Source organism: Streptomyces coeruleorubidus, from assembly GCF_008705135.1.
GTDB classification, from domain to species: Bacteria; Actinomycetota; Actinomycetes; order Streptomycetales; family Streptomycetaceae; genus Streptomyces; species Streptomyces coeruleofuscus.
Map to the genome: position 1 here is coordinate 5,016,287 of NZ_CP023694.1, position 20,462 is coordinate 5,036,748.

The window sequence follows — 20,462 nt, forward strand, 5'->3', positions numbered from 1 at the left end:
TCCGTGATGCGAAGGCGTATCCATGTCCATTGACCTCCCTGAATCCGCTGTTCCACCCCCCACCGAACCCGGCGAGTCCTCCTCGCCGCCCAGCCGGCGCACCTTCATCGCCACCAGTGCCGCGGTCGGTGGTGCCGTCGTGGCCGGAGGGACGTTCCTCGCGGTCCCGGACGAAGCCACCGCCGAGGGGGCGGCGCCCTCCAGCCGGGTGTCGTTGACGGTCAACGGCACCCGCCGGACCGTGACGGTCGACAACCGCACCTCGCTGCTGGACCTGCTGCGCGAGCACCTCGGCCTGACCGGCTCGAAGAAGGGCTGCAACGCCGGTGCCTGCGGGGCGTGCACCGTGCTGGTCGACGGCCACCGGGTCAACTCCTGCCTGACGCTGGCCGTGCGGCTGGAGGGAGCCGAGGTCACCACCGTCGAGGGTCTGGCCGAGGGTGACCGGCTGCACCCGTTGCAGCAGGCGTTCATCGACGAGGACGCCTTCCAGTGCGGCTACTGCACGCCCGGCCAGATCGTCTCCGGGGTGGGCTGCATCCAGGAGGGGCACACCGGTTCGCCGGAGGAGATACGGGAGTGGATGAGCGGCAACATCTGCCGCTGCGGCTGCTACGTCAAGATCGTGCGCGCGGTCGAGCAGACCGCGGGCCGGAAGTAAGGAGCGGCCCACCGTGCATCCCTTCGCCTACACCCGCGTCTCCGACACCCGCGAGGCCCTCAAAGCCGGTCGCGCGGGCGGTCGTTACATCGCCGGCGGCACCACCCTGGTCGACCTGATGCGCGAGACCGTCGAGCGCCCCGGGACCCTGGTCGACATCTCCGGCCTGCCGCTGCGCGACATCCTCGTCACCAAGGAGGGCGGCCTGCGTATCGGCGCCCTGGTGCGGATGGCCGAGGCGGCCGCCCACCCCGCGGTGCGCGCCGCCTACCCGGTCGTCTCCCGGGCGCTGGAGCTGAGCGCCTCGGCCCAGCTGCGCAACATGGCCACCATCGGCGGCAACATCATGCAGCGCACCCGCTGCACCTACTTCCGGGACGTGACCGCCGACTGCAACAAGCGCGAGCCCGGCTCCGGTTGCGCGGCACTGCACGGCGTCAACCGCTCGCACGCGATCCTGGGCACCTCCGACCAGTGCGTCGCCACGCACCCCTCCGACGTCGCCGTGGCCTTCGCGGCGCTGGAGGCGAGAGTGCGCCTGCTGGGCCCGGACGGAGAGCGTGAAGTCCCCTTCGCGGACTTCCTGCTGCGCCCGGGGAGCACACCACAGCGTGAACAGGCCGTGAAGCAGGGTGAGTTGATCACGACGATCGAGATCCCGGCGCTTCCGCGTCCCCTCAAGTCGGGCTATCTGAAGGTGCGCGACCGGCAGTCCTACGAGTTCGCCCTGACCTCCGCGGCGGTCGCGCTGCACATCCGGGGCGGGGTGATCCGGGAGGCGAGGGTCGCCGCCGGGGGAGTGGGCACCGTCCCCTGGAAGCTGCCCGCCGTCGAACGCCACCTCATCGGCGAGCGCCCCTCGGACGCCCTGTGGACAGCGGCCGCGGAGAAGGCGACGGAGGGGGCCCGTCCCCTGAGGCACAACCGCTTCAAGGTCGCGCTGCTGAAGCGGACCGTCGAACGCCAGCTGCGCATCGTAGGAGGTACGAAGTGAGCCCCCAGCCGCAGGCAGCCGTGGGCGCGCCGCTGTCCCGGGTGGACGGGCGGCTGAAGGTCACCGGCCAGGCGCGGTACGCCGCCGAGTTCGACATCGACGGGGCGGTGCACGCCGTCATCGTCGACGCGAGCATCGGCCGCGGACGTATCACCGGCGTCGACACGGACGACGCCGAAGCCGTCCCGGGCGTACTGCGGGTGATCCACCACGGCAACGCGCCGACGCTGCCGTACCGCGACAACTCCTCCGGGTCGAACAACCTGCCCGGCCGCAAGCTGCGGGTCTTCCAGGACGACCGGGTCCTCTTCCACGGCCAGCCGGTCGCCGTCGTGGTGGCCACTACGCTGGAGGCCGCGCAGCACGGCGCGAGCCTGGTGAAGGTCCGCTACGACGCCGAGCGGCCCACCACGGACCTCGCCGAGGGCGAGCCGGGCGAGCCGACCGGGTACGCGCGCGGCGACGCGGAAGCCGGCCTGCGCGACGCGGACGTGCGGCTGGACCTGACGTACCGCCTGGCGCGCAACCACCACAACCCGATGGAGCCGCACGCCACCATCGCCCGCTGGGACGGCAACCGGCTGACCGTGTGGGACAAGACCCAGTGGGTGTACGGCACACAGCTGGAGCTCTCCACGGTGTTCGGCCTGCCGCTGGACTCCGTGCGGGTCATCAACCCCTACGTCGGGGGCGGCTTCGGCAGCGGGCTGCGCTGCTGGCCGCACACCGTGGTCGCCGGCCTGGCCGCGCGGATCACGGGACGTCCGGTCAAGCTGGTCCTGACCCGCAGGCAGATGTACTTCGGCACCGGCTTCCGGCCCTCCTACGACTACCGGCTGAGCCTCGGCGGCGACCGGAACGGCCGCCTGGTCGCCGCGGACCACCGGATCGACGCGGAGACCTCGTCGTACGAGACGTTCACCGAGGCCGTCATGACCCCCGGCCAGATGCTCTACAGCACTCCCGGTGTCCGCCAGGCCTATCGCACGGTGCCGCTGGACGTGAACAGCCCGATCTGGATGCGCGGCCCCGGCGCCGCCACGGGGGTCTTCGTCGTCGAGTCGGCCATGGACGAACTCGCCCACGAGCTCGGCATCGACCCGATCGAACTGCGCCGCCGCAACGAGCCGGCCCAGGACCCGTCCAACAACACGCCGTTCTCCACGCGCCGGCTGCTGGAGTGCTACACGGTCGGTGCCCGTGAGTTCGGCTGGCAGCGCCGCAAGCCGAAGCCGCGCTCCACGCGTGACGGCGACTGGCTGATCGGCATGGGCATGGCCGCGGGCGTGTACCACACCGCGGTCGCCCCGGCCCAGTCCCGGGGCCGGCTGAACGCCGACGGCACGGCGGTGATCGAGTCCGCCACCAGCGACATGGGCCCGGGCACCTACACCGCCCAGACCCAGGTCGCCGCCGACGCGCTGGGGCTGGCCGTCCGCGCGGTCGACTACCGGCTCGGCGACTCCCGCTACCCGCAGACCCCGCCGCACGGCGGCTCGATGACCATGGCCAGCGTCGGCTCCGCCACGCTCGACGTCTGCGACCAGCTCCGGCGGCAGGCGATCCGACTGGCCGTCGAGGACGAGGAATCCCCGCTGCACGGGGTGTCGCCCGACGACATCGTGGTCCGGGGCGGCCGCCTGCACGTGCAGGGGAACCCGGCGCGCGGCGAGTCGTACCAGCGGCTGCTGACCCGCAACGGCCGCGCCCGCCTCGAAGCGGACACCTCCTTCACCCCGCCGAGGGGCGAACGGTTCTCCATCAGCGGCTACAGCGCGACCTTCACCGAGGTGGCGGTGGACGCGACGCTGGGTCTGGTGCGGGTGCGGCGGATGCTCTCCGTGTACGACGCGGGCCGCATCATCAGCCCCAAGCTGGCGGACAGCCAGGCCATCGGCGGCATGGTGGGCGGCATCGGCCAGGCGCTGCTGGAGCACACGGTCACCGACCACCGCGACGGCCGGATCGTCAACGCCAACCTCGCCGACTACCTGGTCCCGGTCAACGCCGACATCCCCGACCTCAGGGCGATCTACCTCGACGGGGAGGACTACGACGCCGACCCGCTCGGCGTGAAGGGCCTTGCCGAGCTCGTGATCTGCGGCGTCGCGCCCGCCCTCGCCAACGCGGTCTTCAACGCCACCGGCCGCCGCGTCCGCGAACTGCCCATCACGGCGGAGGCGTTGCTCTGAGGGGCAGGGAGAACGACCCATGCTGAACATCGCGGACACACTGCACCGTTGGTGCCGCGAAGCACGTCCCTTCGCGTTGGCCACCGTCGTCGACGTCACCGGCAGCGCACCGCTGCCGGTCGGCACGTCGGTCGCGGTGGACGAGGACGGCAACGCGGTCGGCAGCATCTCCGGCGGCTGCGTCGAGGGCGCGGTCTACGAGCTGTGCCGGCAGGTGCTCCACGACCGGGGAGTTCCCCAGCGCGCCCGGTTCGGCTACTCCGACGACGACGCCTTCGCCGTGGGCCTGACCTGCGGCGGCGAACTCGACGTCCTCGTCCAGCGCGTCGACCCCGCGACGCACCCGCACCTCGCGACCGCCCTCGCCGAGGTCGTGGAGGGCCGGCCCGCTGCCGTCGCCCAGGTCGTCGAGGGCCCGGAGGACCTGCTCGGAGGGACGCTGTACGTCGACGCGGCGGGAGGCGTCCGGCACGGCACACAGCACGGCCCGCTGACCGGAGCACTGCGCCGGGAGATCGGCGCACGGGCGTGGGCGCTGCTGCGGGCCGGACGCACGGCCCGGGCGGAGGCCGGCGGGGATGCCGGCACCTGCCCGGAACGACTCTCGGTGCTGGTCCACGTCCACGCCTCCCGCCCCCGCCTGCTGGTCTTCGGCGCGATCGACTTCGCCGCCGCCCTGAGCCGGACCGGGGCCTTCCTCGGCTACCGCGTCACCGTCTGCGACGCCCGCCCCGTCTTCGCCACCCCCGCCCGCTTCCCGCACGCCGACGAGATCGTCGTCGACTGGCCCCACCGCTGCCTGGAACGCACAGAAGTCGACGCCCGCACCGCGATCTGCGTCCTCACCCACGACGCCAAGTTCGACATCCCCCTGCTCCGCCTGGCCCTCGGCCTGCCCGTCGGCTACGTCGGCGCGATGGGCTCCCGTCGCACCCATGACGAACGCCTGCGCCTCCTGACCGGGGCAGGCGTGACCGAGGAGCGGCTGGCCCGGCTGCGTTCCCCGATCGGGCTCGACCTCGGCGCCCGCACCCCCGAGGAGACAGCGATCTCCATCGCCGCGGAGATCGTCGCCCACACCAACCAGGGAACGGGCCTGCCCTTGTCCCGTCTGTCCGGCCCGATCCACCGGGACCGGGCTCCGGCGCACTGATACATCTCACAGCCGGTTCGCGACCGTTTCCCGCCCGCGGAGGGTGCCGGGACAGGCGGCCGAATAGGATGTGGACTCATGTCGAACCCTGATGAGCTGCTCGTCGCCATTTCCGCCGCGGTGGAATCCGAGCGAAGCAATCAGATGTCACTGACCGTGGTCGTCGGCGGTGCCGTCATCACCGGCCGGCTGGCTCCCGAGGCCGTGTGGAGGGAGCGGGTGGCGGAGGTCCTGAAGGACTCGGACCACCTCGGCCCGTTCTCCGACGTCTTCACCCGCGGCCCACGCCAGAACCGGCCCGGCCACGGCGAGACCCCCACGCACCTGCACTTCCACCTTGCCCGGATCCTCCAGGGCAGCCTCGGGATCCCCGAGACGGGCGGCATGTACCGGGTGGCGATCAAGGACGTCAGCGCGTGGACCGTGGGCGACTTCAGCTACATCGACCAGTAGGTCGCTGCCCTCGCTCCACCGCTCGGCCGAAGTCCCCACCCGGACGCCGGCCGGCCCCTCGGCCGGCCGCGTCCGTCATGCGCTGAGCAGCCGTACGGCCTGCCGGGCGAGCTCGGCGTCCATCGCCGCCGACCGGGTGCCGGCGATGCCCGACCGCAGCAGGGCGGCCCCCTCGGCCAGGGCCACGAACGTCTCCGCCCGGGCCCGGCACAAGTCGGCCGGCCATTCGGGCCGGTTGAGCCGGACGAGGGCCGCCACGTGGGTGACGTACCTCTGGTAGAACTCCCGGACGACCCGGGCCGTGTCGTCGTCCCTGGCCGCCAGTGCCCACACCTCGACGTAGAGCCGGACCAGCCGTGGATCGTCCTGCTCGGCCAGGACCACCGCCACGACGTCGGCGGTGTCCGCCCGGCCCTGCGAGGGCCGGATGTCCGACGGGTCGTCCGGGCTCACCCGCAGTCCCGTCGCGTCGGCCAGCCGCTCCAGCGACCGGTCCAGCGCCCGCTCCAGCACGGCCTTGATCAGATCGGCCCGGGTCGGGAAATAGTGCTGGAGATGCCCGATCCGAATGCCCGCCGCGTCGGCGATGGCCCGCAGCGACGCGCTCGCGTTGCCCTTGTCGACCAGCACGGTCTCGGCGGCGTCCAGCAGGCTCGTACGCCGGATGCTGCCCTGCTGGGTCAGCCGCGGCTTGCCGCCCGCGGCCCTCTCGCCTTCGGCGGGACCGCTCATGACACCGTCACCTCGACGCCCGCCTTCTCCAGGGCGGGGACGACCTCCCGGGGCGCCGGCGTCTGCTCCGCGAAGACCACGCCCTCCGGTGCCGGGGAACCGTCCTCGCCGAGCACCCGGCGCAGCCCCAGCAGCCCGCCGAGCGCGGTGAGGTGGGCTTGTCCCGCGGTGTCCCGGACCGTCGCGGTGCGACGGCCGCCGTCCCGGCCGCGCACGTCGATCCGCAGCAGCGCCTCGCCGCCCTCGCCCGGCGAGTACAGCAGCGACCGCCGCACCGACTCCAGCCGGTCGCCGCGGCCCCAGCGGAAGAAGCCGGTCTTCTTCAGGGCCAGCAGTGCGGACGTCGAGGAGTTCGCGCTGAAGCCGATCCGCGTGACCGCGGTGTCGACGCCCAGCGTCAGGGGCAGCGTGAACTGTTCCGGAGTGTCGATCCGGGCGACTTTCGTCCGGTGTCCGCCGATGGTGACGTACCCGGCTCCGCTCAGCGGCATGATCATCCGCCGCTCTCCGTCCTCCATCACCTCGAAGTCCAGGCCCAGTCGGTCCATGAACTCCACCGAGTCGGTGCCCGCCCGGTCCTTCAGGTCGTACCGGATGGCGACCTCCACCGCCGCCGCCCCGCCGAGGCCGGCCGCCAGGGCCGCGGCGACCAGCGCGCTGACCCCGCCCATCCAGCTCGACGACAGCAGCACCGGAGCCTTCGGCGGCGTCAGGGCGGTGATCGCGGTGGCCCGCTGCAACCGCGCCGTCCACCGCGTGATGTCCACGTAGGGCACACCACCGCGCAGTGCGACGCGCAGCACCCGGTCGTCCGGGTCGTTCACCGTGCTGATCACGGCCCGGACCCGCGCCGGGAACGGCTCCGGGTCGCCCAGGTCCCAGCGCCGCACCGACGCCCCGACCTCTTCGGCCAGCGCCCGGCCGCGCTCCGGGCTGCGCCCGGTGAGCAGCAGCGGCCAGGAGGGTGCGGCGAGCCGGGCCAACTCGCCGCCGACTGTGCCGTAACCGCCGACCACGAGTACGGGGCCGGTCACATCGAGCTGGATGTCATCGTCCACGCCGGGACATTAGGTCACGCGACCTAGAAACTCAAACAGCCGTCGAGGCGTACGAGCTCGTAGCATCTTCTGATTCACAGTGATTGATCCCGTTGCTGTTTTCCCATTGAGCCTATATCGAGCAAATCAGTCGAAAAATTCATATCTAGGACGTAGCAGGTGCTTTCGCGAATAAACAACAGAAGTCCGTTGACTGCTCGGTGTCAGTGGCGAGTGATGCTGTGGGTCACAGTGGCTGTGGCGGCTCTTGGACTCGTTGTCGCACTGGAGATCGCCGCACGCCGCTACGGTCAGCCGGGGCCGGTCGCCGACCAGCTCAAAGGGGCGGTATTCGCCCCGAAACCGGGGCCGTTGTACGGCGGTTTGGTGTTGATGTCGGTGGTGCTCACCTGGCCGCAACGGTTCATCGCGGTCGGTGCCGCGATCGGTATGGACGGCGTCCTCTTGCTGGTGCGGTGGGCGGCCGGCGTCGAAGTGGCCGACGGCCATTTCTTCGGCAATGGCGCGTTGCTGGTGATGCTGGGATATGCGGTCATCGCTGTTACGCGCCGCACCGGCCGGGAACGAGTTCTCCTGTTGAAGGGCGTCGGGCTGGGCCTGCTGCTGGTGGCCGGCCGCAAGTCCGGCGACGCCTGGCTGCTGATCACGTCGAAGACCCGCCCGGCGGTGCTCGACCAGTACGTGGCGACCGCCGACCACGCGCTGGGCAACCCCTCGTGGCTGGCAGGCCGCTTGCTCCAGGCCACCGGCCCGATCGGCATCAACATCCTCGACCTGGTCTACGCGAAGCTCGCGGTGGCCGCGATCGTCGTCGCGCTGTACCAGCTACGTCACGTAGCGGTCGAGCGGCGCTTCCCGAGCCATCATCTGGTGCGCACGTTCCTGGTGATCGGCCTCCTCGGGCCGGGCATCTACATGCTCTTTCCGGTGGTCGGACCGGTCTTCGCCTACGGCCCGGGCGCTTCCGGCACCGGCGGCGTGCAGTGGGCGGCGGCCGATCTGTGGCCGCACACGCCGCTGCCGATCAGCACGCCGCACCTGATGTCGTACGACGACATCACCCCGCGGAACTGCATGCCCAGCCTCCACACGGCATGGGCCGTCGCGATCTTCATCCATACCCGCAAGGGCCCCCGGATCCTGCGCTTCGCCGGTACGTTCTGGATGATCGCCACGCTCGCCGCGACGCTGGGTTTCGGCTACCACTACGGCGTGGATCTCATCGCCGGCGTGGTGTTCGCGCTCACCATCGAGGCAGCACTGCGTGCGCTCGACCGTGGCTGGGACAGGCGGGGGATCCAGCTCGTCGTCTACGGCACTGCGGTCTTCGCCGCGCTACTGGTCTCGTACCGCTATCTCCCGATGGAGATGGCGCGGCATCAGGAGCTCTCCGGATCACTTCTCATTCTGGCGATGACCTCGGTGGTCTACGGCTACGTACGGACCACGAGAGTGTGGGAACCGACGGTTGTAGCCGCACGGAAACCGGAACCACAACCCGAACCGGTTTGAAGTCAGGGACATGGCTCGCGCCGCGCTCACCCGGTTCGCCAGGCCGATTCGAGGGCCGTCCGGTTGGTGCGCAGAAGCTCGTCCAGGTCCGTCTCGTAGAGCGAGTCCGGCACGTTGTCGGAGAAGATCTCCAGGACGCAGGGGCCGCGGTAACCGGCGTCGTGGGCGGCGTGCAGCAGTCGGCCCACCGGGATGTCGCCGGTGCCGACGCTGCGCCGGTCCATCCGCGAGCGGGGTGTGCGCCAGTCGCTGACCTGGAGCAGGAACAGACGGTCGGGGGCGTCGGCGAGGCGGGGGACGAGATCCGGGTCCTGCCACAGGTTCCACAGGTCGAGGCAGACACCCACGTTCTCCCGATCGACCTCCTGGACGACGTCGAGCGCCTGCCGGTAGGTCCAGATGGCGGTCTCCGCGTTGAGCAGGACGGGGTTGAGGGGTTCCAGCGCGATCCGTACGCCGTGGCCGGCCGCGATGTCCGCCAGTTCCCGGTGATGGGTGACGACCTGACGGATCGCCTCGTGCAGGTTCCCGTCGGGCGCCGGCCCGGTGTTGGTGACGAACACCGCGTCCGTCGCGAACGGTGCGATCAGTTCCACGCTGCGGCGGAAGTGGTCCAGTCGGTCGCGCCGGTCGGCGGGGCCCGGCTGGGTCTCGCTGGGGAACACGGTCCGTACGACGGGCTGGACCGAGCTGATCGGCAGTCCCGACTCGGCGACCGAGGCGAGTTGCGCCTTGGCACGGTCGTGGTCGTCGTCGAGCTTGGTCTCGCACAGCTCGATCGCCTCGACACCGAGGCCGGCGTAGTGCGTCAGGTCCTCCTCGAAGGACCAGGGCATGGTGGTGAACTGGTTGACGCCGTAGGGGAAGGCGAACGCAGGTGTGGGGCTGTTCATACGAGCACCTCCGCGTCGTCCCTGCTGCCGGTCAGGAACCCGGCGACCGTCCGGTGGAACTTCTCCGGCTCGTCGAAGAACAGCCCGTGGCCGCTGTGCTCGAAGAAGACGGTCCGGGCTCCCGGGAGCGCCTCACCGACCCAGGCGGGGCCCTGCCAGGGGAACACCTGGTCCTGACGTGCCACCAGGACCAGGCTGGGCAGCCGGATCGTGGGCAGCAGGTCGCGCCAGTCGTGGCGGGTGTGGTCGGTCATCAGCGCGTTGCGCGCGTACGGGGGAGACTTGGCCATCTCGGCCAGCAACAACTCCCGCTCCCGCGGGGTGGGTTCGTCCGCGAAGATCGTGCCGATCTGGTTCTCGTCGAAGGCCGGCGGGTCACAGGTGAGCTGCGTCTGGAGGGCGGCCAGGGAGGGTTCGTCGTAGCAGGTGGCGTGTGCGTGCGGCCAGTCCGGTGCGTAGTACTGGCGAGGTGCCTGCTCGACGTACACCGCGCGGGCCAGGCGGTGGCTGCCGAAGAGTTCGAGATAGCTCCAGATGACCGGGCAGCCGAGTGACCAGCCCAGGACGGTGACCTCGCGCAGGTCCAGTTCTTCGAGGAGGTCGAACAGGTCCTTGGCCAGCCTCGGCACGCGGTAGCCGTGGCGGGGTTTGCCGGAGTCGCCGTGGCCGCGCAGATCGACGGTGATGACGCGGGCGTGTTCGGCGAGGGCGTCCAGGTTGCGGGTGAAGAAGCGGCCGCTGAAGCCCCAGCCGTGGAGCAGGACGAGGGGAGGGCCGGTGCCCTGTTCCTCGTAGTGGATGGTGACGTCGTCGCTGGTGGTGATGGTGCCCATGGATCTCCTTCTACGTGCGTGGCTCGGTGAGGCCCTCACCGAGCGCGGCCACGGCGGCGGCCCCGTGCCCGGCCGCGAGCAGCGGCGTGCGGATGTCCTGTTCCAGGTCGGGCAGGTAGCCGATGAGGACGTCGGCGGGCCCCTGGATCCGTACGCGGCCCAGCGCGGCCGGCAGCAGCAGGCTCCGGGCCCGCCCGAGCCGCTCGGACCGGCCGCCGGACTCCACGGTGACCGGGGCACCGGCGTTGCTGACGACCAGCGCGGTGGAGAAGTCGTGCACCAGCGGGGCCGTGGTGCCCGCCCGCCACCGCTCCAGCGCGAAGTACGGGCCGGCGCACAGCACCGTGCGCTCCACCCCGTCGTCGACCTGGACGCTCAGGCCGGAGTGGAACTCGGGGCGTGGACCGGGACGCCACTCGTCGAGGAGCCGCCCGAGGTTGGCGTGCCACTCCTCGTCGTCCAGTTCCGAGCCGTCCTCCATGTGCCTGCGCATGGCGTGCTGCTGGATGTCGGAGGTCTGCTCGATCTCGTAGACGAGGGTGCCGGGGCCGAAACTGTGCAGCGTGCCGCCGGGTACGTAGACGGTCTGCCCGGCCCGTACCGGAAGCCGGCGCATGACCGCGTCGAAGTCCTGCGCGAGCAGAGCCCGGTGCAGTGTGTCCCGGTCCACGCCGGCCTTCACCCCCACCAGGGCGGTGGCTCCCGGGGCCGCGTCGAGGACGTGCCACGCCTCGGTCTTGCCGTGGGGCTCGTCCTCCAGCCGGCGCGCGGTGTCGTCGTCGGCGTGCAGATGGACCGGAAGGGCACCGGTGCCGTCGATGAACTTGGTCAGCACCGGGAAGCGCGGGCCGCGCCACCCGCGCCCCACGAGTTCGTCGGGGTGATCCTCGACGAGCCCGCGCAGCGTGCGGCCGGCCAGCGAGCCTTCCGCGACCCGTGCTCCCTCGCCGTCCACATCGCTGACCTCCCAGGTCTCGGCGACCGGACCGTCGGGCAGGCCGGTACGGCCCAGCCGTTCGGCGATGACCCGGCCGCCGAAGACGTGCTGCTTGACAGGGGTGGTCAACCGCAAGGGGTACCAGTCCACGGTCACTCCTCGTTCCTGCCGGGGTGATTCCTGCCGGGGCGTCAGAGGATGGGCTGGCCGCCGGTGACGGCGATGCGCGCACCCGAGACGTACGCGGCCTCGTCCGAGGCGAGCATGACGTACACGGGGGCGAGTTCGGCCGGCTGCCCGGCGCGCCCCAGCGGTGTCTGGCCGCCGAAGTCCTCGACCTGCTCGGGCGGCATCGTGGCGGGGATCAGCGGCGTCCAGATGGGCCCCGGGGCGACGCTGTTGACCCGGATGCCCCGCTCGGCGAGCGACTGGGACAGGGAGCCGACCATGTTGGCGATGCCCGCCTTCGTCGCGTTGTACGCCAGCAGGCCCGGAGGTGGAGAGTCGGAGTTCACCGAGGTGGACGCGATGATCGACGCGCCCGACTTCATGTGCGGCACCGCCGCCTTGCAGAGGTGGAACATGGCGCTGAGGTTGGTCGCCAGGGTGTGGTCCCACTCCTCGTCGGGGATCTCCTCGATCGAGTCGCGGAACATCTGGAACGCCGCGTTGCTGACCAGGACGTCGATGCGGCCGAACGCCTCGACGGCCCGGGCCGCCACCTCCCGGCAGTGGGCGGGATCGCTCAGATCACCGGGCACCAGAACCGCCTCGCGGCCCGCCTCCTCCACCCAGCGCGCCGTGTCGCGGGCGTCGTCCTCCTCCTCGTCCAGGTGCGAGAGGAGCACATCGGCGCCCTCGCGGGCGTAGGCGATCGCGACGGCCTTGCCGATACCGCTGTCACCACCGGTGATCAGGGCCTTCTTCCCGGCCAGCCGACCCGATCCGCGGTAGCTGTGCTCACCGTGGTCGGCCCGGGGCCGCAGCTCCGCTTCGGTACCCGGAGGCTGTTGCTGCTGGGCGGGCTTGGACATGGGGAAATCCCCCTCTTCTCTCATCGCGGGGATCGCTGCACCGGCTGGAGGCGGTAGCGCCGCCGTACCCGAACGAAGGGCCGCGTCAAAGTGCGGCAAAGGGATGGGCACCCGGTGCGCCTGTCACGCCGACCGGGGTACCCGGGGCGCCTGGCCGGAAACCAGCCCTACGGCAGTCGTACGACGCAAGGAGAGCCGATGGCCCCGCCCCGCAACCGTGCACAGGACGACCACCAGGGGAGGGCGAAGGGCCACTCCGGGAAGGGCCACACCGGCCGCGGGCGACCGGACGGGCACGCACTGCTCACGGACCCGCTGAGCAACAAGGGAGTCGCCTTCACCCAGGAGGAGCGGGAATGCCACGGACTGGTCGGGATGCTGCCGCCCGCGGTGCTGTCCCTGGAGCTCCAGGCCCGCCGCGCCTGGGAGCAACTACAGGCCCAGCCCGACGACTTGGCGAAGAACGTGTACCTGGAGCAGCTCCACGACCGCAATGAGGTCCTCTACTTCCGGCTGCTCTGCGACCACCTCACCGAGCTGCTGCCGATCGTGTACGACCCGACCGTGGGCGAGGCGGTCAAGCGCTACAGCCACGAATACCGGCGGCCGCGCGGGGTCTACCTGTCCATCGACCGCCCCCAGGACATCCGCCCCGCGTTCGAGGCGCTCGGCCTCGGCCCCGACGACGTCGACCTGCTCGTGGCCACCGATGCGGAGCAACTCCTCGGCATCGGCGACTGGGGCGTCGGCGGCATGCAGCTCGCGGTCGGCAAGCTGGCGGTCTACACCGCCGCCGCGGGCATCCACCCGGGGCGGGCCATCCCGGTGATGCTCGACGTCGGCACCGGAAACCAGGCACTGCTCAACGACCCGCTGTACGTCGGCAACCGGCACAACAGGGTGCGCGGCGAGGCGTACGACGCGTTCGTCGCCGCCTTCGTGGAGGCGGTGGGCGAGCTGTTCCCGCAGGCGCTGTTGCACTGGGAGGACTTCGGCCCCGGCAACGGCCGCCGCATCCTCCAGCAGTACGGCGAGAAGATCTGCACGTTCAACGACGACATGCAGGGCACCGGCGCGATCACGCTGGCCTGCGTCATGAACGCGGCACGGGTCACCGGCACGCCCATGCGGGATCAGCGGGTCGTGATCTTCGGCGCCGGGACGGCGGGCGTGGGCATCGCCGACCAGCTGCGCGATGCCATGGTCCGCGACGGCCTGGACCCCGAGGAGGCCACCCGCCGCATCTGGTGCGTGGACCGCCAGGGCCTGCTGCGGCAGTCCACCGAGGGACTCCGCGACTACCAGCAGCCCTACGCGCGACCCGACGACGAGTGGCCCGACGACAGGCCGGCCGACCTGCCGAGCGTGGTGGACCAGGCACAGCCGACCGTGCTGGTGGGAACCTCCACCCGGCACGGGGCCTTCACCCAGGACGTGGTGCGCTCCATGGCCCGCCACGTGGACCGGCCGGTCGTCCTGCCGCTGTCCAACCCCACGGAGAAGATCGAGGCCATGCCGGAGGACGTGCTGCGGTGGACCGGCGGCAAGGCCCTGGTCGCCACCGGCATCCCGGTACCTCCGGTGGAGCTGGACGGCACCACGTACGTCATCGGCCAGGCCAACAACGCCCTCCTCTACCCGGGCCTGGGGCTGGGTGCCGTGGTGGCCTGCGCCGAGCGGATCACCGACGGCATGCTCCAGGCCGCGGCGGAAGCCGTCGCCGGCCTCGCCGACCTGCCGGAACCCGGCGCCGCCCTGCTGCCGGAGGTGCGGAACCTGCGCACCTCCTCGGCCGTGGTCGCCACGGCCGTCGCCCGCCGCGCCGCCGAGGAGGGCATCGCCCGGGCCCGCCTGGACGACGTGATCCAGCAGATCCAGGACGCGATGTGGCAGCCCGAGTACGGCTGACAGGGCGAGGACCCTTTCAGCTGGAGACGACCAGACCGCTCATGCCCGTCCATACGCGTGTGACGTTTGAGCACGCAGGTGCGCTGGAGGTTGAGGGCGGCCTGTGACGGCTGTGCCCAAGCCATGGAAACGGGGGATGAGGGTGGCTACGCGTGCAGCACGTCATCGGCGTTCGGTGAAGCGTCGTGTCCTTGCCGGGGTTTCCGCGGCCGCGGCGGCCGGAATCGCGGTCACCGCGACGATGGCCATGAACGCCGAGGCGGCGTGGACGTCGACGTGGAACGTGTCGGCCTCCGGCTGGACCCCTGACGATTCCCCCACGGTGTCGGTCGACCGGCAGGGCGACGCCCTGCTGGCCTGGAACGCCTGCGACCTGTCGACGCCGGGCTGCTACTACCGGATCCAGACCAGAGTGAAGACCGCGAGCGGTACGGTGACAGCGATCCGCACCCTGTCGCCCGACGGTGCCGCGCCGTCCCGGCCGGAGGCCGCATCCGACGACACCGGCGACTCGGCGGTGGTCTGGCAGCAGGACAGCCAGGTCGTGGGCCGCCGGCTCTCGGCCTCCGGCAGCCTCGTCGGACCGCTGCAGAAGCTGTCCACGTCGGCGCCCGCGACCACCCCGGTGGTCGCCGTGACCCCGGGCGGCACCGCGATGGCGGCGTGGACGGAGATCCGCGACGGAAGCTGGTACGCGGTCGCCCGCCGCCTCAAGCTCGACGGCACGCTCGGCACGCCCATCACTCTCGGCTCGGGCTCGGCGGAGAAGCCGGCCATCGGAGTGGACCGCAGCGGCCGGTTCGTCGTCGCCTGGGCGCGTGCCTCGGACGTCGTGGCCAAGCGGATCACGTCGACATCCGTTTCCTCGACGAAGGTGCTCACGTCGCCCATCGCGTCGTACGGCGGTTTCGGCATGGTGCGAGTCGGCGTGGACCGGGACGGCGACGCGGTCATCACCTACCACTCCGGCGGCGGCTCCGTCTCGCAGGTCTGGGCCTCCCGCTGGAGCCGCACCGGCACCCTGGCGGCTCCCCTGCGCATCTCGGCCTCCACGGACAACGTGGGCTTCCACCACGCCCTCGCGACCGACCTCGACGGCGACTCGATGATCGTGTGGACCCGCTACAGCAGCGGCAAACTCGAGCTGCTCGGCCGCCGCCTCTCCGCGGCCGGTGCCCGGGGCGCCGTCACCAGCCTGGGTCCCGGCGACCGCCCCGACCTGGCCCTCGACGACGACGGCGACGGCATGCTGGTCTTCCACACGGTCGTCCCCAAGTCGACGCCCCCGTACAGCTACACCAAGGCCGGCGCCCGCCTGATCAGCCGTTCCGGCACCTTCGGCACCGTGAAGACACTCACGTCGGACGGCCGGGTCCCCCAGGTCGGCACCCGCCCGGTCTCCCGGTTCACGGTGATCTGGCAGCAGGAGAGTTTCCCGTACACGATCAAGTCGGTCACCGGTCCCTGACCGGCTTCACCTGCCCCGCTGCTCCCGCTCGGCGGGTCCCCACTCTTTTCTCTGACAAGGAAATACATGCGCAAGCGTGCTGCCTTTGCCCTGCTCAGTGCCGTCGCCGCGCTGGCAGGCTTCGCCGCCCCCGGTGCCTACGCGGGCGAGACCCAGACGGACGTCCAGATCAGCGACGTCTCCTTCGACGGTGGCAAGAACATCGTGGTCGGTCTCTACGCCAAGACGATCACGGTTTCAGGGACCTTCACCCACCCCTCGGGCATCCAGGACGCGGACTTCGTCCTGTGGCGCGGACCGGCGGGGGCGAACCCCTACGAGACCTACGACGACCGCATCGTGTCGAACCAGTACTACTCCCATGCGGACTGCGTCGCCTCGAGTGCCGCCACCTCCACCTGCTCGCAGACGATCTCCCTCGAACCGGACTGGAAGTACGGCGGCACCGCGCTCACCAACGCCCACGCCGGCACCTGGAACGTCAGCGTGCAGGGGGTGGCCAATGACGACAGCTGGAACCAATCGGCGAGCTACACCACGACCCGCCTGCAGCGGCAGTCCGCACTCACCGTGAACGCGGGCCCGGAACCGACTGCCAGGGGCAAGACCCTCACCGTCACCGGCAGGCTCACCCGGGCCGACTGGGACAATCTCGATTACCGCGGTTACACCAACCAGCCGGTCAAGCTCCAGTTCCGCAAGGCCGGCACCACGACCTACGCGACCGTCAAGACCGTGTACACCTCCAGCACCGGCAACCTGACGACCACGGCCACCGCCTCGGAGGACGGCTACTGGCGCTGGAACTTCGCAGGGACCTCCACCACCCCGGCCGTCAAGGCGACCGGTGACTTCGTGGACGTGCAATAACCCGAACGTGCTCGCCGGCGTCGGGGCAGCGGACAGCACTGGAGATCCCCAGGGGAATGGGATGATAAGGACATAGCCCTTATTCGGCTCGTACGAACGGGTAGTAGTGTAAATTTCGCCCCGCCCAGCGGGACGGCGAGTGTGATCCATATGGCCACAGACGAACAGCTCGGTCAGCCTCCGCCGACAGCGGCGGAGGCGCCGGAGGCCGCCCGGATGCGCGTACTCAGGAACATGGGCGACGGGCAGACCCAGGCCGAGGCGCTGCATTTCGCGCTGCATCACGCGGTGGCCGATCTCGGTGGGCTGGGTGGCATGGTGCACCTGCGCATACCTGGTGACAGCCGGCCGTTGCACCTGGCGGCGACGGGTGGACTGCCCCGGGAATTCGCCCAGGAGTGGGAGTCCCTCGGCTGGCAGGACGCGACCGCGCCGGTCCGGGCCCTGCGGGACGGCGCGCTGGTGTGGCTGCCCACGACCGACACGCAGGCGCTCGCTGCTTCGGTCGGCACCGGGATCGTGGCCGTCCCTCTGCTCGCCGTGGAGGGCAGCTCGCTGGGAGTGCTCTCGGTCGTGACCGTGAGTGGCGTTCCCTCGGTCGCGCAGCGGGCCTTCCTCGAGACGCTCGCACGGTGGGTGTGCGAGCGTCTGACACATCCCGCTCCCTCCACCGGCAGCCTCGGCCCCGCCTGGTGGAACGCGGAGCATCTGGCCGGGCCCCGGCTCCAGCACGCGCGCGAGGCGGTCCGCGTCGGCAGCTGGGAACAGAACCTCCGCACGGGCGACGTGGTCTACGACGAGGCGACGCTGACCATACTCGGCATCGACCCGGAGACCTTCGACGGACGGGTCGACACCGTTGTGGGGCTCGTCCACCCGGACGACCTGCCGCGCGTCGTGGCCGCGGTCGAGCAGGCCATCCGGCAGCGCAGCGAGTACGCGGCGGAGTACCGGCTGTGCCGACCGGACGGCACTGTCGTCTGGGTGGAGGCCCACGCCCAGGTCGTCCTCGGGGAGGACGGCGAACCGACCCGCTTCGTGGGCACAGTGTGGGACACGACACAGAAGCGCGCCGCGCTGGATTCGGTCGCTCATTCCCTGCTGCACATGAGCGACGGTTTCCTCACGGTGGATGCCGACTGGCGGATCGAGTTCGTCAACCTCCACGCCGAGCGCCTCCTCGGCCCTTCTCAGCAACTGTTCGGCCGCGTCCTGTGGGACGTTCCCGGTGTCGAGGTGCCCGGTCTGGAGGACCGTTGCCGGCAGATGGCCGCCGCGGGCGCTCCGACCGGCTTCGATGTCCAGTGGCCGCCACATCGGCGTTGGTACCACCTGCGTCTGGTCCCGGCGCCGGACGGGGCGACGCTCTACCTCACCGACGTGACCGAGAAGCGGCTGGCGGATCAGCGGCGTGAGGCAGCACAGCGCGCAGCCACCCAGCGCACCACGCACATCGGGCGCCTCAACGCGGCGCTGGCCGAGGCGGTCGCCGTGAGCGACGTCGTCGACACCGTTGCGGAGCGTGTCCTGCCCCTCTTCGGTGCCACCGGCCTTCTGGTGCAGCTCGTGGACGGCGAGAGCCTCCGGGTCGCGGGGAGCGCCGGTTACTCCCAGGAGTTTCTGAGCAACATCATCGGCAGGATCAGGCTGTCCGATCACAGCCCGTTCACCGACGCCGTCCACCACCGCGCCCCGCAGTACCTCGTCTCCAGGCGGGAGTTCCGCGAGCGCTACCCGGAATTCGCCGACCGCGCACTCACGGGTGGGAAGCAAGCCTGGGCGTACGTGCCCTTGATCGTCTCCGGTGGTCCCATCGGTTGCCTGGTCATCTCCTTCTCACAGCCGCGCAGCTTCGGTGAGGAGGACCAAGCCCTGCTGACCGCGCTCAGCGGGCTGGTCGCCCAAGCACTGGAACGCGCCCGCCTGTACGACGCCGAGCACACCCGCTCGCAGGAGTTGCAGCGCGGCCTGCTCCCGCTGGTCCTGCCCTCCCTGCCGGCCGTCACCACCGCGGCCCGCTACCTGCCGGCCACCGAGGGTCTGGAGGTCGGCGGCGACTGGTACGACGTCATCCCCCTGTCCGCCGAGCGAGTCGCGCTCGTCATCGGAGACGTCATGGGCCACGGACTGTCCGAAGCCGCCACCATGGGGCGCCTGCGCACCGCGGTACACACACTCGTGGGACTCGAACTGCCCCCCGACGAGCTGCTCTCCCGCCTCAACGACCTGGTCAGCGACCTCGGCGACGACTTCTACGCCACCTGCCTGTACGCGGTCTACGACCCCACCGACCAGGTGTGTGCCATCGCCCGGGCCGGGCACCCCCCACCCGCCCTCGTCCAGCCCGACGGCACCGTCCACTTCCCGCGGCTGCCTCAGAACCCACCGCTCGGCGCGGCCACGCCGCCCTTCGAGACGGTGGAGCTCACGGTGCCCGAAGGCAGCCTGATCGTGCTCTACACCGACGGCCTGGTCGAGTCCGCGTTCCGCGACATCGACAGCGGCATGGCCAGCCTGGCCGACACGCTCGCCAACGCCCGGATGCCCGACGGGCGCGATCCGGGCGCCCCGATCGCCGACCGGGATGCCGACGCCCGGCATCTCGACCAGCTGTGCACCGCGCTCACCTCCGCTCTCCTCCCCGCCAAGGAGCAGACCAGCGACGACACCGCGGTGCTCGTGGCCCGCACGCACGCTCTCGCCGCGGGGGACGTGGCGTGCTGGGAGCTTCCCGAGGACCCGGTCGCCGCAGGCCAGGCCCGCGATCACATACGACATCAGCTCACCGACTGGGAACTGGACGACCTCATGTGGACCACGGAGCTGATAGCCAGCGAGCTCGTCGGCAACGTCATCCGCCATGCGAGAGGCCCCGTCCGGCTGCGCCTCATCCGCAGCCGCTTGCTCATCTGCGAGGTCACCGACGGCAGCCTGACCACGCCTCACATTCGCCGCGCACATGAGACCGACGAAGGTGGCCGCGGCCTCCAGCTGATCGCCGCGCTCTCACAACGCTGGGGGACCCGCTACACCTCGCACGGCAAATGCATCTGGACCGAGCAACTCCTGCTGTAGTCAGTGGTTGTCCGCTCATCCAGCCCACGCTTGACACAACGTCCGAACATCGGGCCCGCAACGTACAGATCACGCATGGGCCCCGTGCGGAGCGTCGGAGATAGTCGATGGACCGCACCGGCGGGGGCCGGACGGCGCCGCCTGCCTGACCCGCCCCGAGCGGGGCTGCCGCCTGGGTCCACGGAGGCTGCGGGCAGCCGTCAGGCCCTGGTCCGCTCCCGCTTCGCGTCGTTCCCAAACCCAGCAGAGGAAAAGCATGTCGCTCCTGAAGACCATCGACACCGATCCCTCCTTCGCTCCCCGCGAGTCCGGCCCGCTGCCGGAACGCCTGATCTCCGGCGACCCGACCTACAAGACCTGGGCCCAGGACGCCGCCCGCGGGGAAACGATCAACACGGGTGTCTGGGAAGCCACGCCCGGCGAGACGCGCTCGATCAAGGGCGAGATCTTCGAGTTCTGCCACATCCTTTCCGGCGTCGTCGAAATCACGCCGGAGGGCGGCGAGCCGGTGGTCTACAAGGCAGGCGACAGCTTTGTCATGAAGCCGGGCTTCGTCGGTGTCTGGAAGACCATAGAAACCGTGCGCAAGATCTACCTGACGGTGTCGTGACGTTGATGCCGCAGGACACGATCGTCGTCGGGACCTCTCCCAAGGTCCTGGCTCACGCATACATCAATCCAGTACATGG

General features: G+C 70.8%; 17 protein-coding genes. 11 read left to right on the plus strand and 6 right to left on the minus strand.

Annotated features, from left to right (window positions below):
• Positions 1 to 22: 22 nt before the first annotated feature.
• The 5 genes from CP976_RS23220 (at position 23) to CP976_RS23240 (ending at position 5,453) form a co-directional block, all read left to right on the plus strand.
• The gene (locus tag CP976_RS23220; protein WP_150482114.1) at positions 23 to 661 is read left to right on the plus strand and encodes a (2Fe-2S)-binding protein; all 639 of its coding nucleotides are present in this window, start codon (positions 23 to 25) and stop codon (positions 659 to 661) included.
• Between the two features lie 13 nt (positions 662 to 674).
• Entirely contained in the window at positions 675 to 1,655 is a 981-nt protein-coding gene (locus CP976_RS23225) for an FAD binding domain-containing protein (protein WP_150482115.1), read from the plus strand.
• The gene (locus CP976_RS23230; RefSeq protein WP_150482116.1) at positions 1,652 to 3,847 is read left to right on the plus strand and encodes a xanthine dehydrogenase family protein molybdopterin-binding subunit; all 2,196 of its coding nucleotides are present in this window, start codon (positions 1,652 to 1,654) and stop codon (positions 3,845 to 3,847) included. Before CP976_RS23225 ends, CP976_RS23230 begins: the two co-directional genes overlap by 4 nt.
• Before the next feature lie 19 nt (positions 3,848 to 3,866).
• Positions 3,867 to 5,000: an XdhC family protein gene (locus CP976_RS23235; RefSeq protein ID WP_150482117.1), complete on the plus strand. Its 1,134-nt coding sequence runs from the start codon at positions 3,867 to 3,869 to the stop codon at positions 4,998 to 5,000.
• A 78-nt stretch (positions 5,001 to 5,078) separates the two neighbouring features.
• The gene (locus CP976_RS23240) at positions 5,079 to 5,453 is read left to right on the plus strand and encodes a hypothetical protein (protein WP_150482118.1); all 375 of its coding nucleotides are present in this window, start codon (positions 5,079 to 5,081) and stop codon (positions 5,451 to 5,453) included.
• 75 nt (positions 5,454 to 5,528) lie between these two features.
• Here the strand turns inward: CP976_RS23240 and CP976_RS23245 are convergent, their stop codons facing one another.
• Together CP976_RS23245 and CP976_RS23250 are read right to left on the minus strand one after the other, a co-directional pair.
• A complete protein-coding gene (locus CP976_RS23245; RefSeq protein WP_150482119.1) occupies positions 5,529 to 6,185 on the minus strand; it encodes a TetR/AcrR family transcriptional regulator in 657 nt (218 codons plus the stop codon).
• On the minus strand, positions 6,182 to 7,243 hold the full coding sequence (locus tag CP976_RS23250; RefSeq protein ID WP_167537394.1) for a saccharopine dehydrogenase family protein: 1,062 nt from the start codon (positions 7,241 to 7,243) through the stop codon (positions 6,182 to 6,184). The genes CP976_RS23245 and CP976_RS23250 overlap by 4 nt, the downstream gene beginning before the upstream one ends.
• Before the next feature lie 216 nt (positions 7,244 to 7,459).
• On the opposite strand from CP976_RS23250, the gene CP976_RS23255 reads away from it, so the two are divergent.
• Complete coding sequence (locus tag CP976_RS23255) at positions 7,460 to 8,755, plus strand: phosphatase PAP2 family protein (RefSeq protein WP_150482120.1); 1,296 nt, start codon at positions 7,460 to 7,462, stop codon at positions 8,753 to 8,755.
• Between the two features lie 26 nt (positions 8,756 to 8,781).
• On the opposite strand, the gene CP976_RS23260 is transcribed toward CP976_RS23255, so the two are convergent.
• Genes CP976_RS23260 through CP976_RS23275 form a run of 4 tightly spaced genes read right to left on the minus strand, consistent with a single transcriptional unit; the run spans position 8,782 to position 12,452 of the window.
• On the minus strand, positions 8,782 to 9,648 hold the full coding sequence (locus tag CP976_RS23260) for a sugar phosphate isomerase/epimerase family protein (RefSeq protein ID WP_150482121.1): 867 nt from the start codon (positions 9,646 to 9,648) through the stop codon (positions 8,782 to 8,784).
• Positions 9,645 to 10,481 carry an alpha/beta fold hydrolase gene (locus CP976_RS23265; RefSeq protein WP_150482122.1) on the minus strand — a complete coding sequence of 279 codons (837 nt, stop codon included), beginning with the start codon at positions 10,479 to 10,481 and terminating at the stop codon, positions 9,645 to 9,647. The genes CP976_RS23260 and CP976_RS23265 overlap by 4 nt, the downstream gene beginning before the upstream one ends.
• Positions 10,482 to 10,491: 10 nt before the next feature.
• A complete protein-coding gene (locus CP976_RS23270) occupies positions 10,492 to 11,568 on the minus strand; it encodes a class I mannose-6-phosphate isomerase (RefSeq protein WP_150482123.1) in 1,077 nt (358 codons plus the stop codon).
• Positions 11,569 to 11,609: 41 nt separating this feature from the next.
• Complete coding sequence (locus tag CP976_RS23275; protein WP_150482124.1) at positions 11,610 to 12,452, minus strand: SDR family oxidoreductase; 843 nt, start codon at positions 12,450 to 12,452, stop codon at positions 11,610 to 11,612.
• Positions 12,453 to 12,650: 198 nt separating this feature from the next.
• Here CP976_RS23275 and CP976_RS23280 point away from each other — a divergent pair, with 198 nt between their 5' ends.
• From CP976_RS23280 to CP976_RS23300, 5 genes are all read left to right on the plus strand, one after another.
• The gene (locus CP976_RS23280) at positions 12,651 to 14,360 is read left to right on the plus strand and encodes an NAD-dependent malic enzyme (RefSeq protein WP_150482125.1); all 1,710 of its coding nucleotides are present in this window, start codon (positions 12,651 to 12,653) and stop codon (positions 14,358 to 14,360) included.
• A gap of 175 nt (positions 14,361 to 14,535) precedes the next feature.
• Positions 14,536 to 15,828 carry a hypothetical protein gene (locus CP976_RS23285; RefSeq protein ID WP_229875417.1) on the plus strand — a complete coding sequence of 431 codons (1,293 nt, stop codon included), beginning with the start codon at positions 14,536 to 14,538 and terminating at the stop codon, positions 15,826 to 15,828.
• A 66-nt stretch (positions 15,829 to 15,894) separates the two neighbouring features.
• Complete coding sequence (locus CP976_RS23290; protein ID WP_150482126.1) at positions 15,895 to 16,698, plus strand: calcium-binding protein; 804 nt, start codon at positions 15,895 to 15,897, stop codon at positions 16,696 to 16,698.
• A 150-nt stretch (positions 16,699 to 16,848) separates the two neighbouring features.
• Entirely contained in the window at positions 16,849 to 19,773 is a 2,925-nt protein-coding gene (locus CP976_RS23295) for a SpoIIE family protein phosphatase (RefSeq protein WP_229875415.1), read from the plus strand.
• A 256-nt stretch (positions 19,774 to 20,029) separates the two neighbouring features.
• Positions 20,030 to 20,383, plus strand: coding sequence for a cupin domain-containing protein (locus tag CP976_RS23300; RefSeq protein ID WP_150482127.1), 354 nt, complete (start codon positions 20,030 to 20,032; stop codon positions 20,381 to 20,383).
• Positions 20,384 to 20,462 lie beyond the last annotated feature (79 nt).

Excerpts from the sequence above, each read along its gene's own strand:
- CP976_RS23220 (WP_150482114.1), top strand. The coding sequence starts at position 23 with ATGTCCATTGACCTCCCTGAATCCGCTGTTCCACCCCCCACCGAACCC.
- CP976_RS23235 (WP_150482117.1), top strand. The coding sequence starts at position 3,867 with ATGCTGAACATCGCGGACACACTGCACCGTTGGTGCCGCGAAGCACGT.
- CP976_RS23240 (WP_150482118.1), top strand. The coding sequence starts at position 5,079 with ATGTCGAACCCTGATGAGCTGCTCGTCGCCATTTCCGCCGCGGTGGAA.
- CP976_RS23245 (WP_150482119.1), bottom strand. The coding sequence starts at position 6,185 with ATGAGCGGTCCCGCCGAAGGCGAGAGGGCCGCGGGCGGCAAGCCGCGG.
- CP976_RS23255 (WP_150482120.1), top strand. The coding sequence starts at position 7,460 with ATGCTGTGGGTCACAGTGGCTGTGGCGGCTCTTGGACTCGTTGTCGCA.
- CP976_RS23260 (WP_150482121.1), bottom strand. The coding sequence starts at position 9,648 with ATGAACAGCCCCACACCTGCGTTCGCCTTCCCCTACGGCGTCAACCAG.
- CP976_RS23265 (WP_150482122.1), bottom strand. The coding sequence starts at position 10,481 with ATGGGCACCATCACCACCAGCGACGACGTCACCATCCACTACGAGGAA.
- CP976_RS23275 (WP_150482124.1), bottom strand. The coding sequence starts at position 12,452 with ATGTCCAAGCCCGCCCAGCAGCAACAGCCTCCGGGTACCGAAGCGGAG.
- CP976_RS23280 (WP_150482125.1), top strand. The coding sequence starts at position 12,651 with ATGGCCCCGCCCCGCAACCGTGCACAGGACGACCACCAGGGGAGGGCG.
- CP976_RS23290 (WP_150482126.1), top strand. The coding sequence starts at position 15,895 with ATGCGCAAGCGTGCTGCCTTTGCCCTGCTCAGTGCCGTCGCCGCGCTG.
- CP976_RS23295 (WP_229875415.1), top strand. The coding sequence starts at position 16,849 with ATGGCCACAGACGAACAGCTCGGTCAGCCTCCGCCGACAGCGGCGGAG.
- CP976_RS23300 (WP_150482127.1), top strand. The coding sequence starts at position 20,030 with ATGTCGCTCCTGAAGACCATCGACACCGATCCCTCCTTCGCTCCCCGC.